Here is a 15,852-nt window from a genome sequence, read left to right as displayed (position 1 = left end):
TCGAGCGATGGAAGTGCCAGTGTCAAAGTGTGAAATTCAACACAGCCGGCACGATGACCTTCACGCGCTTGTGAGCGGTCTCACAGCGTGCGGCCCGCCGCGCCTAGACCTTGACGTCAGCGCCGCTTCAGGACGGCGGATCGGTCGCGGCAGGCCGACAACGACAGTCTCATAGGGAGAAACTGCCATGCGCGACGCTCGCGGCATGACGCTCACCACCAGCAACCGCTCGGCAGCCGACTGTTATGACGCGGCTGTTCTCGAGTTCGCCTCCTTCACCGACGATCCGGTGGTGACGCTGGACAAGGCGCTTGAGGCCGACCCGAACTTCGCCGAGGCGCTGGCGGCCAAGGCCGCCTTGTTCTGCACGACCAGCGAACAGCCCCTCGAAGCGGAGACGGTGGCGCTGGTCGCCGCCATCGAGGGGCAAGGCTCGGCCGCCGGAGAGACGGCGCGCCGTCACGCGGCGGCGGCCAAGACTTGGATTTCCGGCGATTGGCACAAGGCCAACGCACTTTGGGGATCCTTGGCGATGGATCATCCGCAGGATCTGGTTGCCGTTCAGACGGCGCACCTGACCGACTTCCTGCTCGGCCAGAACCAGATGCTGCGCGACCGCATCGCGGCGGTTCTGCCGGCCTGGAGCGAGGACATGCCCGGCTACTCCTACCTCTACGGCATGCGTGCCTTCGGCGAGGAGGAGAGCGGCCGCTATGCGGAAGCCGAGGCGAGCGGCCTGCGGGCGCTGGAGATGCAACCGCGCGATCCCTGGGCAGTCCATGCCGTGACGCACGTGATGGAGATGCAGGGTCGTACCGCCGACGGCATTGCCCATCTGCGGGGGCGCGAGGGCGACTGGGCGCCGGACAGCTTTCTAGCCTATCACGTCTGGTGGCATCTGGCGCTGTTTCATCTCGATCGCGGGGATACCGAGGAGGCCCTGAAGCTCTACGACAGCGGCGTCCACCCGCGGCACACCGAGGTGGCGATGGAGATGCTGGACGCGGCGTCGCTGCTCTGGCGGCTGCGCCTGATGGACGTCGAAGTCGGCGCGCGCTGGAAGGATCCGCTGACGCTCTATGAAGCCCAGGCGGAGGACGGCTACTACGCCTTCAACGATATGCACGCCATGATGACCTTCCTGGGAAGCGAGCGCTTCGACCTGGCGGAACGGCTGGTCGCAACCATGGAAAGGCGGGCCGCCAAGGGGGGCAGCAACGGCATGATGGCGCGCGACGCCGGCCTGCCGACCGTTCGGGGCCTCCTGGCCTTCGCCAGGGGCGACTACGAGACGGCGGTGGAGCACCTCGAACTCGCGCGCCCCGCGGCGCACCGCTTCGGGGGCAGTCACGCTCAGCGCGACGTGATCGCCTGGACGGCCACCGAGGCGGCGCTGCGCGGCAACCTTTCGCCCAGGGCGCAAGGCCTGCTTGCCGAGCGTCTTGCCGCCAAGCCGCAGAGTCCTACGATCCTGCGTCAGCAGGCGCGTCTCTACCGTATGACCGGGCGGACTGCCGAGGCGGAGCGTACGGACAGTCAAGCTAGCAACCTCGCGGCGACCCTGGCCGCCTAGCTCGATTTGTCGGTCTTCTTGGAGACGAGGTCCTCTAGGGGAACACCTCGGGTGACCCCTTTTCCTTGCTCCCCCGGCCCCTCCGGTCCTAAGACTATGGAAAGACTCAAATGTTGGGAACGGCACAGATGGTCGCCGCGACGAAAACCGCTAGCACTTTAGGCCCCGAGGAACGGGCCGCGCTGATCCGCGGGCACTTCCTCTTCTCGGAGATCGAACCGCGCCTGCTCGATAGCCTGGTGCGGACCAGCCGCGTGCAGCGGCTTGCCCGGGGCGAAGTTCTGTTCCGTCAGGGCGACGAGGGCGGGGCGCTCTACGCCGTCAGCTCCGGCGCGATCCGCATCTCCGTCTCCGGCGCCGAGGGCAAGGAGCTGACCCTGGCCCTGATGGAGCCGGGCGACGTCTTCGGCGAGATCGCGCTGCTCGACGGTCTGCAGCGTACGGCGGACGCCCGTGCGGTCGAGAAGAGCGAGATGGTGGTGATCCACCGCGCCGACTTCCTGGCCCTGCTGGAGCGCGAGCCGAAGCTGGCCCGCCCGATCATCGAGATGCTCTGCGAGCGGCTGCGCCAGACCAACGAGTTCGTCATCGACGCCGCCTTCCTGGACCTGCGGGCGCGGCTGGCCAAACGCCTGCTCTCCCTCGCCATCGCCCATGGCTACGAGACCGACGACGGTCTGCGCATCGGTCTCAAGCTGTCGCAGTCGGAGATCGCCCAGCTTCTCGGCGTGACGCGGGAGGCGGTCAACAAGCAGCTCAATATCTGGGCGCGCGACGGCATCCTGACCTTCGAAGCCGGCTACCTGACGCTGCAGAAACAGGACGTGCTGAAGGCGCTCTCGGCGCCGCGGTGACGGGGTTTTGGAGGGAGACGTGTTCCAACCCTCGCTTCCGTCCGACTTGTGCAACGGTTGCGTCGAGCGAGGTGGCGGTCGCCACCTCGCTCGACGCTTTTATCAGTCTGGCGTGAAGGGCAGCGATGAGTGGTGCAGGACGATTTTTAGGTCTCCGTCAGCCATCTGCTCGAAACCAAAGGTGTATTCAACTTTCACTTCGGACCCGTCGGTGGTCATGAAGTAGTAGTTGCCCATCGCCAGAGCTGTGTCGCCGTTAATGAGCGTCCCTTCGTTTTCCCAGCGGACCGCGATGTAGGGTGCGGTCGCGAAGCCGCCGTCCTCACTAATGCTTCCACCGATAAAGTAGGATAGCGCTTCGTCGAAGGTGCCCCGGAACTGGTGCTCGCTCGCGAGCGTCGGTTTAAACAGAACGGTGTTGTCCTCGTAGGCGTAAAAGGTCGAGATGTGTTCGCGCGCCGCTGCCTCGTAGTCTCCGCCATCGCTATGGACCGCGCCGATATCGACGATGCTTTCGCCCCAAGCGGTCTTGAACTCCGAAACGCGATCTTTAGTCAGTTCCGCTGTGGCTGACGCAAAAGCGGCTCCGGTAGGGACTGCGATGACAAGGGAGAGGGGCGCGGCAAGGGAGAGGGCAGCGAACGTCTTGATCATGAGCGGTCTCCTGGCAAGTGGCTGGTTTGTTTCTCTGAACGACCAGCACATGGGGAGACCGAACTGATAATATTAATTGATTTTTTTCCCACCATTCATAGCCTGTAGGCATGAATGCGGAGTTGCCTTCTCGCCCAAGTCTACGACAGTTGCAGTACTTCGTGGCGGTCGCGGATCACGGTGCCTTTGGTCTCGCGGCTCGGGCACTGGCGGTCAGCCAACCCAGTCTGTCCAAACAACTTGCCACCATGGAGCAAGAGCTGGGCGTGATCTTGTTCGAACGCACGTCCCGCAGGGTCAAATTGACATCGCCAGGCGAGAAGCTGCTGCCACTCGCGAAGGTCATCTTGCGCGAAGTCCGCGAGTTCAAAGCGGTTGCACGCGGAGCGGTCGGCCTGTTCGGCGACAAACTGACAATCGGTGTATTGCCCTCCATCGGTGCGTATTTCATGCCGATCGCCAACAAAAGGCTGCATCGGCAATACCCGAAGTTGCGCCTGATGGTTCAAGAAGGATCGACCTTGCTGCTGCTTTCGATGCTCAAGGAAGGTCGTCTCGACGCTGTTATCGGCACTCCAACGAATGATCTCGATGTCGCCAGCAAGATCCTTTTTTCCGAAACGCTGTGGGCCTGTGCGGCGCCTGACGACATCTTGAGCGGAGCGAGAACTCCGATTTCCCTGGCCGATCTGGCCAACAGGCCGCTTCTGTCTTTGAGTTCCGAATATCGGCTGGCGCAGATCGTCGAGCGCCTCGCCGAACAGGCGGAGACCTACGTCAGCCGCGACTATCAGGGAGCGAGCCTCGATGCGGTGCGCCAAATGGCAGTCATGGGCGCAGGTGTTGCCGTGCTGCCCTCGCTCTACGCGCTTGCCGAGGCAATCCGGGACCCGGACTTCGTGGTGCGGCGCATCGATCACGCCGAGGCGAAACATGAGATCGCGCTGCACTGGCGACGCAATTCACTCCTGCAGAACGATTGCTTCGAACTCGCCGAACACTTGATTGCCGCAAAGCGCGAGATCCGCGCGTCGCGGGCAGCGTCGTTTCAATAGAGGACGGCAAAGGTACTCGATCAGCTTCCGATCTGTGAGCGTTCCGGGCTGTCATTGGGCCGAGGTCGGCTTAGTTGTACGGAGCGGACGACGTACCGCTCGCGCGCCGTCGCCGCATTCGGTGCATGAGAACTGAAACCGGGAACAGTCGAACGCGGGACGGCAGGCACATCGGTTTCAAGCTCTCCCAGTCGGAGATCGCCCAGCTTCTCGGCGTAACGCGGGAGGCGGTCAACAAGCAGCTCAACGCCTGGGCCCGCGACGGCATCCTAACCCTCGAGGCCGGCTACCTCACGCTGCGGAAGCAGGACGTTTTGAAGGCGCTCTCGGCGCGTCGGTGACGCGTTTTTACCGGCCCTGGCAGGCTGAACCGTTGCGTCCCGCTTTGCCGTTTGGACTGTGCAATCGTGGCGTTGAGAAGGGGAGGGAAACTGCCACTTCTCTCGCCGAGTAGGGGACGCAATCCCGTTGGACCAGTCCACGGCTGCTTGGAGCCGGTTGTGGACGTCTCCATCTAAGATGTTAGGAAAAGTATGTGGATTTGCGCGCTGCTAATTCTGCTGCGCGAGAACTCTGAGCTTTCCCACTTCGCGAAAGCCCACAGATCGCGCTGTGGCAAGACCTTGTCCCGATTCATATCCGACAACCGGAGTCCCTGGACTGATTGCTGAGACAGCCTGCTTTGCTTGTGCAAAGACATCGCTATCTTCGTGCACTGTGAACACGTTCGACAATCCGGTCACACTGTCAGAAAGGTTTGCGATGCAACCAGCTTCTATGGTGGCACCTGATCCGCGAGCCAGGAAGACGAGGCTAGGATCGTCCAGAGATGAGGCTGGAAAGATCACTTGTTCTGTCGGTGATCCGGCCGCACACCAAGCCCTGTGCCAAATAGAAAGATCGGTCGCTTCGCTAACACGGCGCCACGCGTCGGGTTTCTCTTCGTGTCCGCCATCATGCCATATCCAAGAAGCCTCAAAGAGAACCGCCATATTGAGGGCGGCATAATCCAAGGTGGCAAAGCTGTCCTTGATCGCAGTAACGGGTTGTCCTGCTTCTACGACTTCTTGAATAAGCATCATCTGCTGAGCGACCGAATTCGGTTCGAGAGTAACCAGCTTTGGGTAATAGTCTGGCGGATCATCGACACTGAGCAATATCGATAGGTCGCGTTTAAAGCGAATTCCATGTGCGCCTAGTATGGCGGCGCATAGGTCAGCGTTGTTGCCGACCGCTATCTGCGCCTCGCTCCGCGATTGGGTCATGACGGTGACTTTCTAATGCCAATTGCGGTACGAGCATCGAAAGCTGCCCAATAGAAATAGCCATTCGGAATAGCGTTACAATCGGTCGGTTTGTCCGCAAAGCGGACGGTAGGCTGACAACGCAACTTGCACTGAATCTCTTCGGCTGGGACCGGTCGAGAGTGGGAGCGGGACGGAACCATGCGGCGACGCGAGACGTTTCAAGCCAGCTCCTTCAGACCTCGCTGTCCGGCTGGTTGGCCGGGTGGGCCGCCCGAAAGGCCGGGTGCTCGGCCAGCAGCGCATCGATCTCCACCAGGGTCGGGCAGAGGCTGGTGTCGCAGTCGAAGCGGCGGGCGTTGTAGAGCTGCGGGATGACGCAGAGGTCGGCGAGGCCCGGCGTTTCGCCCAGGCAGTAGGGACCGCTCTGGCCGACGTTGAGGACGAGGGTCTCGACGGCGGCCAGTCCCTTTTCGACCCAGTTGCGGATCCAGGCGAGCTTGGCCTGCTGATCGACGCCGAGTTCCTGTTCCAGGTAGCTGAAGACCCGCAGGTTGTTGAGCGGGTGAATGTCGCAGGCGACGGCCAAGGCGATGCCGCGGGCCTGGGCGCGGGCCAGCGGCTCCGACGGCAGGAGGGGCGGGGAGGGCTGTATCTCCTCCAGATACTCGACGATGGCCAGGGACTGCACCAGCGGGGTGCCGTCGACCTCCAGGGTCGGAACCTGGGCCTGGGGATTGCGGGCGCGATAGTCCTCGAACCAGTTCTCGCCGCCCTGGCGGACCAGATGGATCGGCACCTGCTCCGCCTCCAGCCCCTTGAGGGCCAGGGCGATGCGGACCCGGTAGGCCGCCGTGGAACGCCAATAGCTGTAGAGGGTCAGGCTCATGGGGTTGCATCTCCGGACGATGACTTGCGGGCGATGGCGAGCGCGTCCCGCACGACCTCGGCGTCGCCGATGTGATTGGCCAGCAGCAGGATCACTTTGGCGTCCAGCTTCTGCGCCTCGCCATCGTCCAAATCGCGGTGGGCCTCGATGATGGCCTCGTAGAGCGCGTCTGGGTCCGGGATGCGGGGATCGGTCTTGAGTCGCGCCATGGGTCTAGCCTGCCATCCGCGCCGCTTGCACGGCCGCCTTCGTCTTGCCCAGCGCCCGGTCGCGGGCGCCGCGAACCAGATCCAGCTCGAGACGCTCGCCACGCGCCGCGACGTGCTGGTCCGGACGGATCAGAAGCCACTGTCCCGGCGTGAGCTCGAGGCGTTCGGCGACCAGGCCCTCCATATCGATCAGAAGACCGGCCGCGCTTCGGTGTGAGGGCGGCGCCATCCGCAGGACCTTAACCGGTACCTCGTCGCTCGAGAGCGCGTCGATGTCCGAGGCGGCGGGCATCCGATCGCCGTAAATCAGCAAGACGAAGCCGTCGCCGAGCTGCGGCAGTAGCCAGGCGCTCGCGCCCGCCGTCTCGATGGGCGCGTCGGGGATCGGCATGCCGGCGCCCTCCGTGCTGCTCAAGGTCGAGGCGCGCAGGACGGCTGGCTTCGACAGTCGCCCGGAGTTGACCCAGCTTCGCGCGAAGGGCTGGCTTTCCGAGAGTTCGAGGACCGCATCCCGGAACGCGCGGCTCGCCGCGTTCTTCGGGGTGATGAAGTCGGTCGAGCGCGTCGAGTTGAGAAGGTTTTCGTCGGTCGCCGGAACCCGCTCGGCATCATAGGAGTCCAGCAGGCTGTCCGGCGCCTTGCCCTGCAGAACGTAAGCCAGTTTCCAGCAGAGATTGTCCGTGTCTTGAACCCCGCCGTTGCCGCCGCGTGCGCCGAAGGGCGAGACCTGATGCGCGGCGTCGCCGACGAAGAGAACGCGGCCGTGCCGGAAGCGGTCGAGCCGGCGGCACTGGAAGGTGTAGACGCTGACCCATTCCAGATCGAACTCGACCTCGGGTCCGAGCATGGCCTGCAGGCGCGGAATCACCCTTTCCGGCTTCTTCTCCTCGTCCGGATCGGCGTCCCAGCCGAGCTGCAGGTCGATGCGCCAGACATCGTCCGGCTGCTTGTGCAGCAGGGCCGACTGACCTCTGTGAAAGGGCGGGTCGAACCAGAACCAGCGCTCGGTCGGAAAGGCCGCCTTCATCACCACGTCGGCGATCAGGAAGCGGTCCTTGAAGACCTGGCCTTTGAACTCCAGCCCCATCGCATGGCGGACGAAGGACTTGGCGCCGTCGGCGGCCAGCAGCCAGTCGCAGCTCAATGGGTAGGGACCGTCGGGCGTCTCGACCTGCAGGGTCACACCCTCGTCTCGGGTATCGATCCCCGTCACCCGGTTCTTCCAGCGCAGGTCGACCAGACCGGTTTCCTCGGCACGGCGGACGAGCCATTCCTCGGCGTAGTACTGCTGCAGGTTCACGAAGGCGGGAAACTGGTGGCCGCTTTCGGGCAGCAGATCGAAGCTGTAGACGCGGCGATCGCCGAAGAAGACGCGCCCGACGTTCCAGGTGATGCCCTTGTCCAGCATCGCCTGGCCGACGCCCAGGCGGTCGCAGATTTCCAAGGTCCGTTTCGAAAAGCAGATGGCGCGACTGCCGAAACTGACGGTCTCGTCGTCGTCGAGCACGACGGTGGCGATACCACGCTGAGCGAGATCGACGGCGGCGGCCAGACCGACCAGGCCGGCGCCGACGATCACCACCGGGTGGCGGGCGTCCGTTCCGTCCTGATCCGGAGAACGCCGGTAGGGAAAGACGGGATTGCTATAGGTTTTCGGCATCGGGCGTCCTCCCTGACGGACCCGGTTTCAAGCTGTATCGGGCTGCCGCCGTCTTCGGCGCGGCGGTCAGCCCTGCTGCTGTCGTGCGGCCTCTGCGGCCTTGTCGGCCTGTTCCAGGGTTTTCCACATCTCCACGTCGCGCTCGGCCGTCCAGATGCGCGGGTCGTCGAAACCCGAAGCCTCGTCGTAGGCGCGGCTGACGTCGAAGGGCATGCAGTGTTCGAAGATGACCCAGTCGCCGTAGGCCGGCTGCATGGCCGTGAAGGTCGCGTCGTAGATATCCTTCAGCGGCTTGCCGGCCTCCACGCCCTGCGCGACGGTCTGGTAGAGCGTCGTCAGGAAGGCTTGGGTCCCGGCGATGCTGGTTTCGCAGTCCGCCGCCGTCTTGAGGGCCGCGCCGCGACCGGGTATCAGCTTCTCGGGACCGAGCGCGCGCAGCGCCGCCAGCGTCTTGGGCCAGTCGCGCAGATAGGCGTCCCCGGTGTAGGGCGTGGCCCCGAACTCTACCAGGTCGCCGGCGAAGAGCACCTTTTCCTTCGGCAGCCAGACCACGGTGTCGCCCTTGGTGTGGCCACGGCCCAGGTGCATGATCTGCACCTCGCGCTCGCCCAGGAAGAGCGTCAGCTTGTGGTCGAACACCATCGTCGGCCAGGTCAAGCCGGGGATCGATCCGACGTCCTGGAACAGACGCGGGAAGCGGCCGACTTCCGACTGATAGTCCTGCTGGCCGCGCTCCACGATCAGGTCGTAGGTCCCCTGACTGGCGAGAATGTGCCTGGCCCCGTATGCGGACGCGCCCAGGACGCGGACCGCGTGGTAGTGGGTCAGACAGACGTAGTCGATCGGTTTGTCGGTGACCTGACGGATCCGGGCGATCACGTCCGCGGCCATGGCGGGCGTTGCCTGCGTGTCGACTACCATGACGGAGTCGTCGCCGACGATCACCCCGCTGTTGGGATCGCCTTCGGCCGTGTAGGCGTAGAGGCCGTCCGCCAGCTCCTCGAAGGTGATCTGCTTTTCTTCCAAGTCGGCTTGTGAAGCGAAGGCGCGGGCCATGGCGGCTGTCTCTCCTTGGGACCTGTGGTCTCTGCGGTTCTGGGTCAGGGGCCGGCGTAGCGCCGCACCTCCTGGTCGATGGCGCCGAACAGGCTCTGGCTGTCGGCATCCAGCATCTCGATGCGCACCCGATCGCCGAAGGCCAGGAAGTCCGTCGCGATCTCGCCGGTCCGGATCTTCTCGACCATCCGCACTTCGGCGAGGCAGGAATAGCCACGCCCGCCCTCGGCGACCGGTTTGCCGGGACCGCCGTCGTGGTCGCGGTTGGAGACGGTTCCGGAGCCGATGATGCTGCCGGCCGTCAGCGGCCGCGTCTTGGCGGCATGGGCAATCAGAGTCGGGAAGTCGAAGGTCATGTCCTCGCCGGCATCGGGCTTGCCCAGCACCTTGCCGTTGACCCGGCTGAGCAGGGGCAGATGCAGCCTGCCGCCGTCCCAGGCCGCGCCCAACTCGTCCGGAGTCAGGGCAAGCGGCGAGAAGGCGGTCGAAGGCTTGGCCTGGAAGAAGCCGAAGCCCTTCCCCAGCTCGCCGGGGATCAGGTTGCGCAGCGAGACGTCGTTGACCAGCATCACCAGCTTGATGTGCCTGGCCGCCTGCTCCGCCGTGACGCCCATGGGGACGTCGTCGGTGACGACGGCAACCTCCGCCTCCAGATCGATGCCCCAATCCTCCTCGGCCACGTCGACGGGGTCATGCGGACCGAGGAAGGCATCTGAGCCGCCCTGGTACATCAGCGGATCTTCCCAGAAGCTCTTGGGGAGGTCCGCACCGCGCGCTTGGCGCACCAGCTTGACGTGGTTCACGTAGGCCGAGCCGTCGGCCCATTGGTGGGCGCGGGGCAGGGGGGACGCGCAGGTATTCTCTTCGAACGTGAAGGCGCCTGCCGCATGGCCGTCTTCCAGGGCTGCGGCTTCCTCCACCAGTTTGGGCGCGACTGCCGCCCAATCGTCGAGCGCGGCCTGCAGCGTCTCCACCGCCTGCGCCAGCACGGCGCGGCTCAGATCGCGGGTGACCAGAGCGAGCCGTCCGTCGCGGCCCTGCTTCAAACTTGCCAGTTTCATGAGGCTACTCGGCCGCCCGGGCACTGTCGGGCGCCGACTTCCAGGACTCTCTGTAGCCTTCGAACTCGACGCCGCCGGGGAGGGCTGCAATCTCCAGCGGGTCGCGGGTGTCCAGCATCACGGCGTATTCGTCGGTTGCGGCGGACTTCTGCTTGAAGGCGTTCTGCAAGGCCTTGGGATGCGGCCCGTGCGTGAAGCCGCAGGGGTGAAAGGTCATCATGCCGGGGTGGATGTTGTCGCGACTGAAGAAGTTGCCGGCGTGATAGAAGATCACCTCGTCGTAATCGTCGTTGTTGTGGAAGAAGGGCACCTTCAGGGCCTCGGGGTCGCTCTCGAAGGGGCGCGGCGCAAAGGTGCAGACGACGAAACGCTCCGCCACGAAGGTCGTGTGTGCCGAGGGCGGCAGATGGTATCGGTCGCTCATTAAAGGGCGGATGTCGGAGACGTTGAGGCGCACCGGCACCAGGTCGCCCTTCCAGCCGACCGCGTCGAGCGGGTTGAAGGGGTAGGTGACGGTCGAGATCTGCCCGAGCCGCTTGATTCGAACCTGCCATTCCGTTTCGGACTTCTGCGCTTCGAAGGCTTCGTCGAGGAGCGGCGTGTCGAGCACCGCCGGATCGAAGATCGCATGCGGTCCGACCAGGCCCTTCTCGGGCAGCATGTAGCTGCCGTTGGTCGCCTCGATCAGCAAGGCCGTCACAGGCTCTTCGCTGTCCAGCCGCCACATGGTGGAACGCGGCAGCATGACGTAGTCGCCGGCGCGCAATTCCAGATGGCCGTAGTCGCAATAGAGATGGCCGCGCCCGCTATGGAGGAACAGCAACTCGTCGCCGTCGGCGTTGCGGGCCAGGTGGTCCATTCCCTTGGGCGCGCGCCAGAAGCGCAGCTTGCAATGGGCGTTGTGCAGCAGCGCTTGGGCGTCCCAGGGGGAGGCCTGCTCAGCATTCATTTTCGTGAGGTCGAAGGCGCGCGGCGCCAGCGGCCCTTCCCAGGCAACCCAGCCGGTCGGCGGGTGATCGTGATACATATGGGTCGCGGGCCCGAAGAAACCCTCCTTGCCCAGCTCGCGCTCGTAGGTGCCTTCGGGCAGCGCGACATGGGCCTGTCGGCTGGCGCGCCCCTCGGTTCGCGGAAAGGCGATGTACTTGCGCATGGCGCTCCCTCGATTTCTTGCGTCAAGGACAAGGACGCAGAGACATTTTTCAACGCCTCTTCGGCTCTGTCGTTGATCTTGCCTTTGCATATCAGTATCGTTTCAAACGAAACGACTGTCAAGAAGCGCAGGCCCCTCCCGGCGGGACGGCATCCGCTTCGGGAGGGGCCATGAGACCTGCGGCAAGCGTCGATCTTCAGGCCGAAGAGACGGAGGACTTCCGTCTCGCCGGCTTTCTCCCCTATCGCCTGTCGGTCACCACCAACCGGGTCAGCCGCGTCTTCGCCGCGCGCTACACCCGAGAGTTCGGTATCTCCATCCCCGAGTGGCGGGTCATGGCGGTTCTGGGGGAGAGGGCGCCGATCTCCTCCAACGAGGCTTGCGACGCGACGGCGATGGATAAGGCCAAGGTCAGCCGGGCACTCGCCACGCTGCTGCACCGGGGGTTCGTGAAGAAGGCGCCGCATCCGGACGATCAGCGTTTGCTGCGTTTGTCGCTGACGGCCAAGGGCCGGAAGGTCTACGCCGCGATCGTCCCGCGTGCGCGACAGCTCGAGGCCGAGTTGATGTCGGGTCTGACGGCTAGCGAGCGCGGTCAACTCGACCGTTTGCTGGACAAACTGCAGGCCCGGGTCGTAGATCTCGAGGGGTGAAGGAGCTGCTCCAGAGCCGGGCCCAGAGTGCCGCAGGGACCGCAGCCGATCCCGCAGCCGATCCGGTCGCGGTGTTGGTCGCGGGCTTCGCGGCGCGGCGGCCTGTCCGTGCCGGCTCGGTGATCGTCACGGTCTACGGCGACGCCATCGCGCCGCGCGGCGGCGAAGCGGCGGTCGGCAGCCTGTTGCCGCTGCTCGACAGCCTCGGGATCAACGGCAGCCAGGTACGAACGGCGCTGTCGCGCCTGTCGGCGGACGGTTGGTTCGATCGGTTTCCCGTTGGCCGGCGCAGTTACTACGGTCTTTCGCCCCTCGGCCGCCGGCGCTTCGAAGAGGCGACGCGCCGGATCTACGGCGGTCCGCCGTTGGGTTGGGACGGCGCATGGCGCCTCGTCGTAATCCCCGGAGGTCCCACGGCGCGGCGCGAGATACTGCGTAAGGAGCTGAACTGGCTCGGCTTCGGTGAGCTTTCTCCCAACGCCTTGATCCATCCCAGTCCCGACCTTGCGGCCCTTGCCTCCATCGTCGAGGACTTGCCGCCGCCGGAGCGCCCCGTGGTCATCGCCGGCGAAAGCATGGCCGGCAGCGATCCCGAAGTCCTGCGGCGGCTCGTCGAGGACTGCTGGGATCTCGCGGGCTTGGCTGCCGAGTACGAAGCGTTCTGCGCGCGCTTCACAGCCTTGGCCGAGGATTTGGCGACGGGAAGGAGCCTCGCTCCCTTGCCGGCGATGCAGGCCCGTATCCTGTTGATCCACGACTTTCGGCGCCTGGTGCTGCGGGATCCCATGCTGCCGTCCGAGCTGTTGCCGGACGGTTGGATCGGCTGGCGTGCTTACGGCCTGACCGCCGGCGTCTATCGGGCGCTGCTTGGTCCCTCCGAGCGCTGGCTGGAAACCGAGGTGAAGAGCCGGGACGGCGCGCTGCCGGCGCCGGGGCAAGGCTTTCGTCGGCGTTTCGCCGGTTCGTCCGGTCGCTAGGTCGAGCCCGGTTCACGTCACCGGAACGTGTCACAAAAATCCTTTACGATTTAGGAATCAGTGACATATATTTATGGGTAATAGAGCTGGCGGCCAAGTCGGTGTAAGGGAGAAGTGTGGATGTATACCCAGGGCCTCGACGTTCAGAAGGGTGACGGTTCGATCCCGCTGGAGCAGGGCGACAGCGAGTTGGAGCGCCGCTTCCAGTCCAAGATCGACGGCGACGAGAAGATCGAGCCGAAGGACTGGATGCCGGAGGGCTATCGCAAGACCCTGGTGCGGCAGATTTCCCAGCACGCCCATTCGGAAGTCGTCGGCATGCTGCCGGAGGGCAACTGGATCACCCGGGCGCCGAGCCTGCGGCGCAAGGCGGCACTGCTGGCCAAGATCCAGGACGAAGCGGGCCACGGCCTCTATCTCTACAGCGCCGCCGAGACGCTGGGCGTCAGCCGGCAGCAGCTGGTCGACCAGCTGCTGGAGGGCAAGGCCAAGTACTCTTCGATCTTCAATTATCCCTCCACCACTTGGGCGGACATGGGTGCCATCGGCTGGCTGGTCGACGGAGCGGCCATCATGAACCAGGTGCCGCTGCAGCGCTGCTCCTACGGCCCCTATTCCCGCGCCATGATCCGGATCTGCAAGGAGGAGTCCTTCCACCAGAGGCAGGGCTACGAGATCATGTTGACGCTGGCGCGCGGCACGGCCGCACAGAAGCGCATGGCCCAGGACGCCTTGAACCGCTGGTGGTGGCCCTCGCTGATGATGTTCGGCCCGACCGACACGGATTCGCCCCACTCCGCGCAGTCGATGCGCTGGAAGATCAAGCGCGTCTCGAACGACGACCTGCGTCAGAAGTTCGTGGACGTGACGGTGCCTCAGGCGGAGTTCCTGGGCCTGACGATGCCCGACCCCGATCTGCGCTGGAACGCCGCCACCGGCCACTACGAGTTCGGTGAGATCGATTGGGAAGAGTTCAAGCAGGTGCTGCAGGGCAACGGCCCCTGTAACCGCGAGCGCATGCGCGACCGCCGCCGGGCGCACGACGCGGGCCGCTGGGTGCGCGAAGCTGCCTTGGCCCATGCGGAAAAACGCCGGGCCCGCACCGCCGCCGCGCAGGCGACGTCGGTGGCCGCGGAGTAAGTGGCCGAACAAGAGAACGCGGCATAACAAAACACAGTTGGGAGGATGCAGGATGAGCGAGCAGGATTGGCCTTTGTGGGAGGTTTTCATCCGCGCGAAGGCCGGTTTGGCCCATAAGCACGCCGGGTCGCTCCATGCCGCCGATGCGCAGATGGCGCTGGAGAATGCTCGCGACGTCTATACCCGGCGAAACGAGGGCGTGAGCCTCTGGGTCGTGCCTTCGACGGCGATCACGGCCAGCGATCCGCAGGACAAGGAGGCGTTCTTCGAGCCGGCCGGCGACAAGATCTATCGCCATCCCACTTTTTACGAGATCCCCGACGAGGTGAAGAACATCTAGGCCGGAGGATAGGCGATGACGCTGGATACCCCAGAGACCATGACCGAGCAGCAGGCGCTGTTCGCGTATCTTCTGCGTCTCGGCGACAATGCCGTCGTGCTGAGCCACAGGCTGGGCGAGTGGTGCGGGCATGCACCGGTCCTGGAGGAGGATATCGCGCTGATCAACGTGGCGCTGGATCTGCTCGGCCAAGCCCGTTCGATTATGACCTATGCCGGGGAGGTCGAGGGCCGGGGCCGCGACGAAGACGCTCTGGTTTATCGGCGCGACGGCCTGGACTATCGCAACCTTCTGCTGGTCGAACAGCCGAACGAGCAGAACTTCGCGGTCGCCATCGCCCGGCAGTTCCTTTTCGACGCCTGGCACTATGAGCTTCAGACCGCGCTCCTGCAGTCGCGCGACGCCCGGTTGGCCGCCATCGCAGCCAAGTCGGTCAAGGAGGTCACCTACCACCTGCGCCACTCCTCCGAGTGGATGATCCGCCTGGGCGATGGAACGGCGGACAGTCACGCAAGGATTCAAGAGGCGCTCGACGACTTATGGCGCTACAGCGGAGAACTGTTCGAGGCCGATGGGGTGGACGAGGCGATCGAGGCCGCCGGCATCGGGCCGCATCCACAGAGCCTTTATCCGGTCTGGTCGCGGACGGTCGATCGCGTGCTGCAGGAAGCCACTCTGGCCCGGCCGCAAGACGGTTGGATGCAGAGCGGTGGGCGCAGCGGCCGGCACAGCGAGCATCTGGGTTACATCCTCGCCGAGATGCAGTTTCTGCAGCGCGCCTACCCGGACGCCCGCTGGTAGAGGAGAGCAGGACCATGCCGGTCGAAGCGTTCGAGACCCGTCCGCCGGAGTTGACCAAGCTCTGGCAGGTTTTGGAAGCGGTGGTCGACCCGGAGATCCCGGTCCTCACCATCGCGGACCTGGGTCTGCTGCGCGATGCCGACATCGCGTCGAACGGTGCGGTAACCGTGACCATCACGCCGACCTACTCGGGCTGCCCGGCGATGAACATGATCGAGCGGGAGATCAAGGAGGTGTTGGGCGCTGCGGGCTACGGATCGGTCGAGGTCAAGACCGTGCTGCACCCGGCCTGGACCACCGACTGGCTGAGCGAGGCTGGGCGCGAGAAGTTGCGCGCCTACGGCATCGCACCGCCGGTGACGGGCTCGCCCAGCAAGCGCGCGCTCTTCGGCGCGGAGCCGGAGGTGGCTTGTCCGCATTGCGGTTCCCAGCAGACGGAGCAGGTCAGCGCCTTCGGCTCGACGGCTTGCAAGGCGCTTTGGCGCTGCCGGGCCTGTCTGGAGCCCTTCGATTACTTCAAGTGCATCTGAACG

Annotated in this window: 18 protein-coding genes; 10 read left to right on the top strand and 8 right to left on the bottom strand. The window is 64.8% G+C overall.

Annotated features, from left to right (window positions below; translation table 11 throughout):
- Window positions 1-187: 187 nt before the first annotated feature.
- On the top strand, window positions 188-1,573 hold the full coding sequence (locus tag DBZ32_RS05200) for a tetratricopeptide repeat protein (RefSeq protein WP_119166009.1): 1,386 nt from the start codon (window positions 188-190) through the stop codon (window positions 1,571-1,573).
- Between the two features lie 110 nt (window positions 1,574-1,683).
- Entirely contained in the window at window positions 1,684-2,427 is a 744-nt protein-coding gene (locus DBZ32_RS05195; RefSeq protein WP_119166008.1) for a Crp/Fnr family transcriptional regulator, read from the top strand.
- A 102-nt stretch (window positions 2,428-2,529) separates the two neighbouring features.
- On the opposite strand, the gene DBZ32_RS05190 is transcribed toward DBZ32_RS05195, so the two are convergent.
- The gene (locus tag DBZ32_RS05190) at window positions 2,530-3,081 is read right to left on the bottom strand and encodes a phosphoribosyl-AMP cyclohydrolase (RefSeq protein ID WP_119166007.1); all 552 of its coding nucleotides are present in this window, start codon (window positions 3,079-3,081) and stop codon (window positions 2,530-2,532) included.
- Between the two features lie 149 nt (window positions 3,082-3,230).
- Here DBZ32_RS05190 and DBZ32_RS05185 point away from each other — a divergent pair, with 149 nt between their 5' ends.
- Together DBZ32_RS05185 and DBZ32_RS05180 are read left to right on the top strand one after the other, a co-directional pair.
- On the top strand, window positions 3,231-4,136 hold the full coding sequence (locus DBZ32_RS05185; RefSeq protein WP_162906575.1) for a LysR family transcriptional regulator: 906 nt from the start codon (window positions 3,231-3,233) through the stop codon (window positions 4,134-4,136).
- A 125-nt stretch (window positions 4,137-4,261) separates the two neighbouring features.
- Window positions 4,262-4,477 (top strand): helix-turn-helix domain-containing protein, encoded by a 216-nt coding sequence (locus DBZ32_RS05180; protein WP_119166005.1) that lies wholly within the window; start codon window positions 4,262-4,264, stop codon window positions 4,475-4,477.
- A 210-nt stretch (window positions 4,478-4,687) separates the two neighbouring features.
- On the opposite strand, the gene DBZ32_RS22015 is transcribed toward DBZ32_RS05180, so the two are convergent.
- The 7 genes from DBZ32_RS22015 to DBZ32_RS05150 form a co-directional block, all read right to left on the bottom strand.
- On the bottom strand, window positions 4,688-5,401 hold the full coding sequence (locus DBZ32_RS22015) for a hypothetical protein (RefSeq protein WP_162906574.1): 714 nt from the start codon (window positions 5,399-5,401) through the stop codon (window positions 4,688-4,690).
- 214 nt (window positions 5,402-5,615) lie between these two features.
- Complete coding sequence (gene maiA / locus DBZ32_RS05175; RefSeq protein WP_328587474.1) at window positions 5,616-6,269, bottom strand: maleylacetoacetate isomerase; 654 nt, start codon at window positions 6,267-6,269, stop codon at window positions 5,616-5,618.
- Entirely contained in the window at window positions 6,266-6,478 is a 213-nt protein-coding gene (locus tag DBZ32_RS05170; RefSeq protein WP_119166004.1) for a DUF2783 domain-containing protein, read from the bottom strand. Before DBZ32_RS05170 ends, maiA begins: the two co-directional genes overlap by 4 nt.
- 4 nt (window positions 6,479-6,482) lie before the next feature.
- Complete coding sequence (locus DBZ32_RS05165; RefSeq protein ID WP_119166003.1) at window positions 6,483-8,138, bottom strand: FAD-dependent oxidoreductase; 1,656 nt, start codon at window positions 8,136-8,138, stop codon at window positions 6,483-6,485.
- Window positions 8,139-8,204: 66 nt separating this feature from the next.
- Window positions 8,205-9,194 (bottom strand): MBL fold metallo-hydrolase, encoded by a 990-nt coding sequence (locus tag DBZ32_RS05160; RefSeq protein WP_119166002.1) that lies wholly within the window; start codon window positions 9,192-9,194, stop codon window positions 8,205-8,207.
- A gap of 44 nt (window positions 9,195-9,238) precedes the next feature.
- On the bottom strand, window positions 9,239-10,255 hold the full coding sequence (locus tag DBZ32_RS05155; RefSeq protein ID WP_119166001.1) for a fumarylacetoacetate hydrolase family protein: 1,017 nt from the start codon (window positions 10,253-10,255) through the stop codon (window positions 9,239-9,241).
- A 4-nt stretch (window positions 10,256-10,259) separates the two neighbouring features.
- Window positions 10,260-11,408, bottom strand: a complete 1,149-nt coding sequence (locus tag DBZ32_RS05150) for a homogentisate 1,2-dioxygenase (protein WP_119166000.1) — start codon at window positions 11,406-11,408, stop codon at window positions 10,260-10,262.
- 170 nt (window positions 11,409-11,578) lie between these two features.
- On the opposite strand from DBZ32_RS05150, the gene DBZ32_RS05145 reads away from it, so the two are divergent.
- From DBZ32_RS05145 to paaD, 6 genes are all read left to right on the top strand, one after another.
- Window positions 11,579-12,061 (top strand): MarR family winged helix-turn-helix transcriptional regulator, encoded by a 483-nt coding sequence (locus DBZ32_RS05145; protein ID WP_119165999.1) that lies wholly within the window; start codon window positions 11,579-11,581, stop codon window positions 12,059-12,061.
- Window positions 12,058-13,038: a phenylacetic acid degradation operon negative regulatory protein PaaX gene (paaX, locus tag DBZ32_RS05140; protein WP_119165998.1), complete on the top strand. Its 981-nt coding sequence runs from the start codon at window positions 12,058-12,060 to the stop codon at window positions 13,036-13,038. Before DBZ32_RS05145 ends, paaX begins: the two co-directional genes overlap by 4 nt.
- 120 nt (window positions 13,039-13,158) lie before the next feature.
- Window positions 13,159-14,178, top strand: a complete 1,020-nt coding sequence (gene paaA / locus DBZ32_RS05135; RefSeq protein ID WP_119165997.1) for a 1,2-phenylacetyl-CoA epoxidase subunit PaaA — start codon at window positions 13,159-13,161, stop codon at window positions 14,176-14,178.
- A gap of 52 nt (window positions 14,179-14,230) precedes the next feature.
- Entirely contained in the window at window positions 14,231-14,518 is a 288-nt protein-coding gene (gene paaB / locus DBZ32_RS05130; protein ID WP_119165996.1) for a 1,2-phenylacetyl-CoA epoxidase subunit PaaB, read from the top strand.
- 15 nt (window positions 14,519-14,533) lie between these two features.
- Window positions 14,534-15,319, top strand: coding sequence for a 1,2-phenylacetyl-CoA epoxidase subunit PaaC (gene paaC, locus DBZ32_RS05125; RefSeq protein ID WP_235830051.1), 786 nt, complete (start codon window positions 14,534-14,536; stop codon window positions 15,317-15,319).
- 14 nt (window positions 15,320-15,333) lie between these two features.
- The gene (gene paaD / locus DBZ32_RS05120; RefSeq protein WP_119165995.1) at window positions 15,334-15,849 is read left to right on the top strand and encodes a 1,2-phenylacetyl-CoA epoxidase subunit PaaD; all 516 of its coding nucleotides are present in this window, start codon (window positions 15,334-15,336) and stop codon (window positions 15,847-15,849) included.
- Window positions 15,850-15,852 lie beyond the last annotated feature (3 nt).

It is taken from the genome of Algihabitans albus, from assembly GCF_003572205.1.
GTDB lineage: Bacteria > Pseudomonadota > Alphaproteobacteria > Kiloniellales > DSM-21159 > Algihabitans > Algihabitans albus.
The sequence above is the reverse complement of the archived record's forward strand: the minus strand, read 5'-3'. Positions and strand labels throughout refer to the sequence as shown.

Bases quoted from the DNA above. Each gene is read 5' to 3' on its own strand.
- paaC (WP_235830051.1), top strand. From the start codon at position 14,534: ATGACGCTGGATACCCCAGAGACCATGACCGAGCAGCAGGCGCTGTTC.
- maiA (WP_328587474.1), bottom strand. From the start codon at position 6,269: ATGAGCCTGACCCTCTACAGCTATTGGCGTTCCACGGCGGCCTACCGG.
- DBZ32_RS05195 (WP_119166008.1), top strand. From the start codon at position 1,684: ATGTTGGGAACGGCACAGATGGTCGCCGCGACGAAAACCGCTAGCACT.
- DBZ32_RS05145 (WP_119165999.1), top strand. From the start codon at position 11,579: ATGAGACCTGCGGCAAGCGTCGATCTTCAGGCCGAAGAGACGGAGGAC.
- DBZ32_RS05165 (WP_119166003.1), bottom strand. From the start codon at position 8,138: ATGCCGAAAACCTATAGCAATCCCGTCTTTCCCTACCGGCGTTCTCCG.
- DBZ32_RS22015 (WP_162906574.1), bottom strand. From the start codon at position 5,401: ATGACCCAATCGCGGAGCGAGGCGCAGATAGCGGTCGGCAACAACGCT.
- paaA (WP_119165997.1), top strand. From the start codon at position 13,159: ATGTATACCCAGGGCCTCGACGTTCAGAAGGGTGACGGTTCGATCCCG.
- DBZ32_RS05160 (WP_119166002.1), bottom strand. From the start codon at position 9,194: ATGGCCCGCGCCTTCGCTTCACAAGCCGACTTGGAAGAAAAGCAGATC.
- paaD (WP_119165995.1), top strand. From the start codon at position 15,334: ATGCCGGTCGAAGCGTTCGAGACCCGTCCGCCGGAGTTGACCAAGCTC.
- DBZ32_RS05190 (WP_119166007.1), bottom strand. From the start codon at position 3,081: ATGATCAAGACGTTCGCTGCCCTCTCCCTTGCCGCGCCCCTCTCCCTT.
- DBZ32_RS05170 (WP_119166004.1), bottom strand. From the start codon at position 6,478: ATGGCGCGACTCAAGACCGATCCCCGCATCCCGGACCCAGACGCGCTC.
- paaB (WP_119165996.1), top strand. From the start codon at position 14,231: ATGAGCGAGCAGGATTGGCCTTTGTGGGAGGTTTTCATCCGCGCGAAG.
- DBZ32_RS05150 (WP_119166000.1), bottom strand. From the start codon at position 11,408: ATGCGCAAGTACATCGCCTTTCCGCGAACCGAGGGGCGCGCCAGCCGA.
- DBZ32_RS05200 (WP_119166009.1), top strand. From the start codon at position 188: ATGCGCGACGCTCGCGGCATGACGCTCACCACCAGCAACCGCTCGGCA.
- DBZ32_RS05180 (WP_119166005.1), top strand. From the start codon at position 4,262: ATGAGAACTGAAACCGGGAACAGTCGAACGCGGGACGGCAGGCACATC.
- DBZ32_RS05155 (WP_119166001.1), bottom strand. From the start codon at position 10,255: ATGAAACTGGCAAGTTTGAAGCAGGGCCGCGACGGACGGCTCGCTCTG.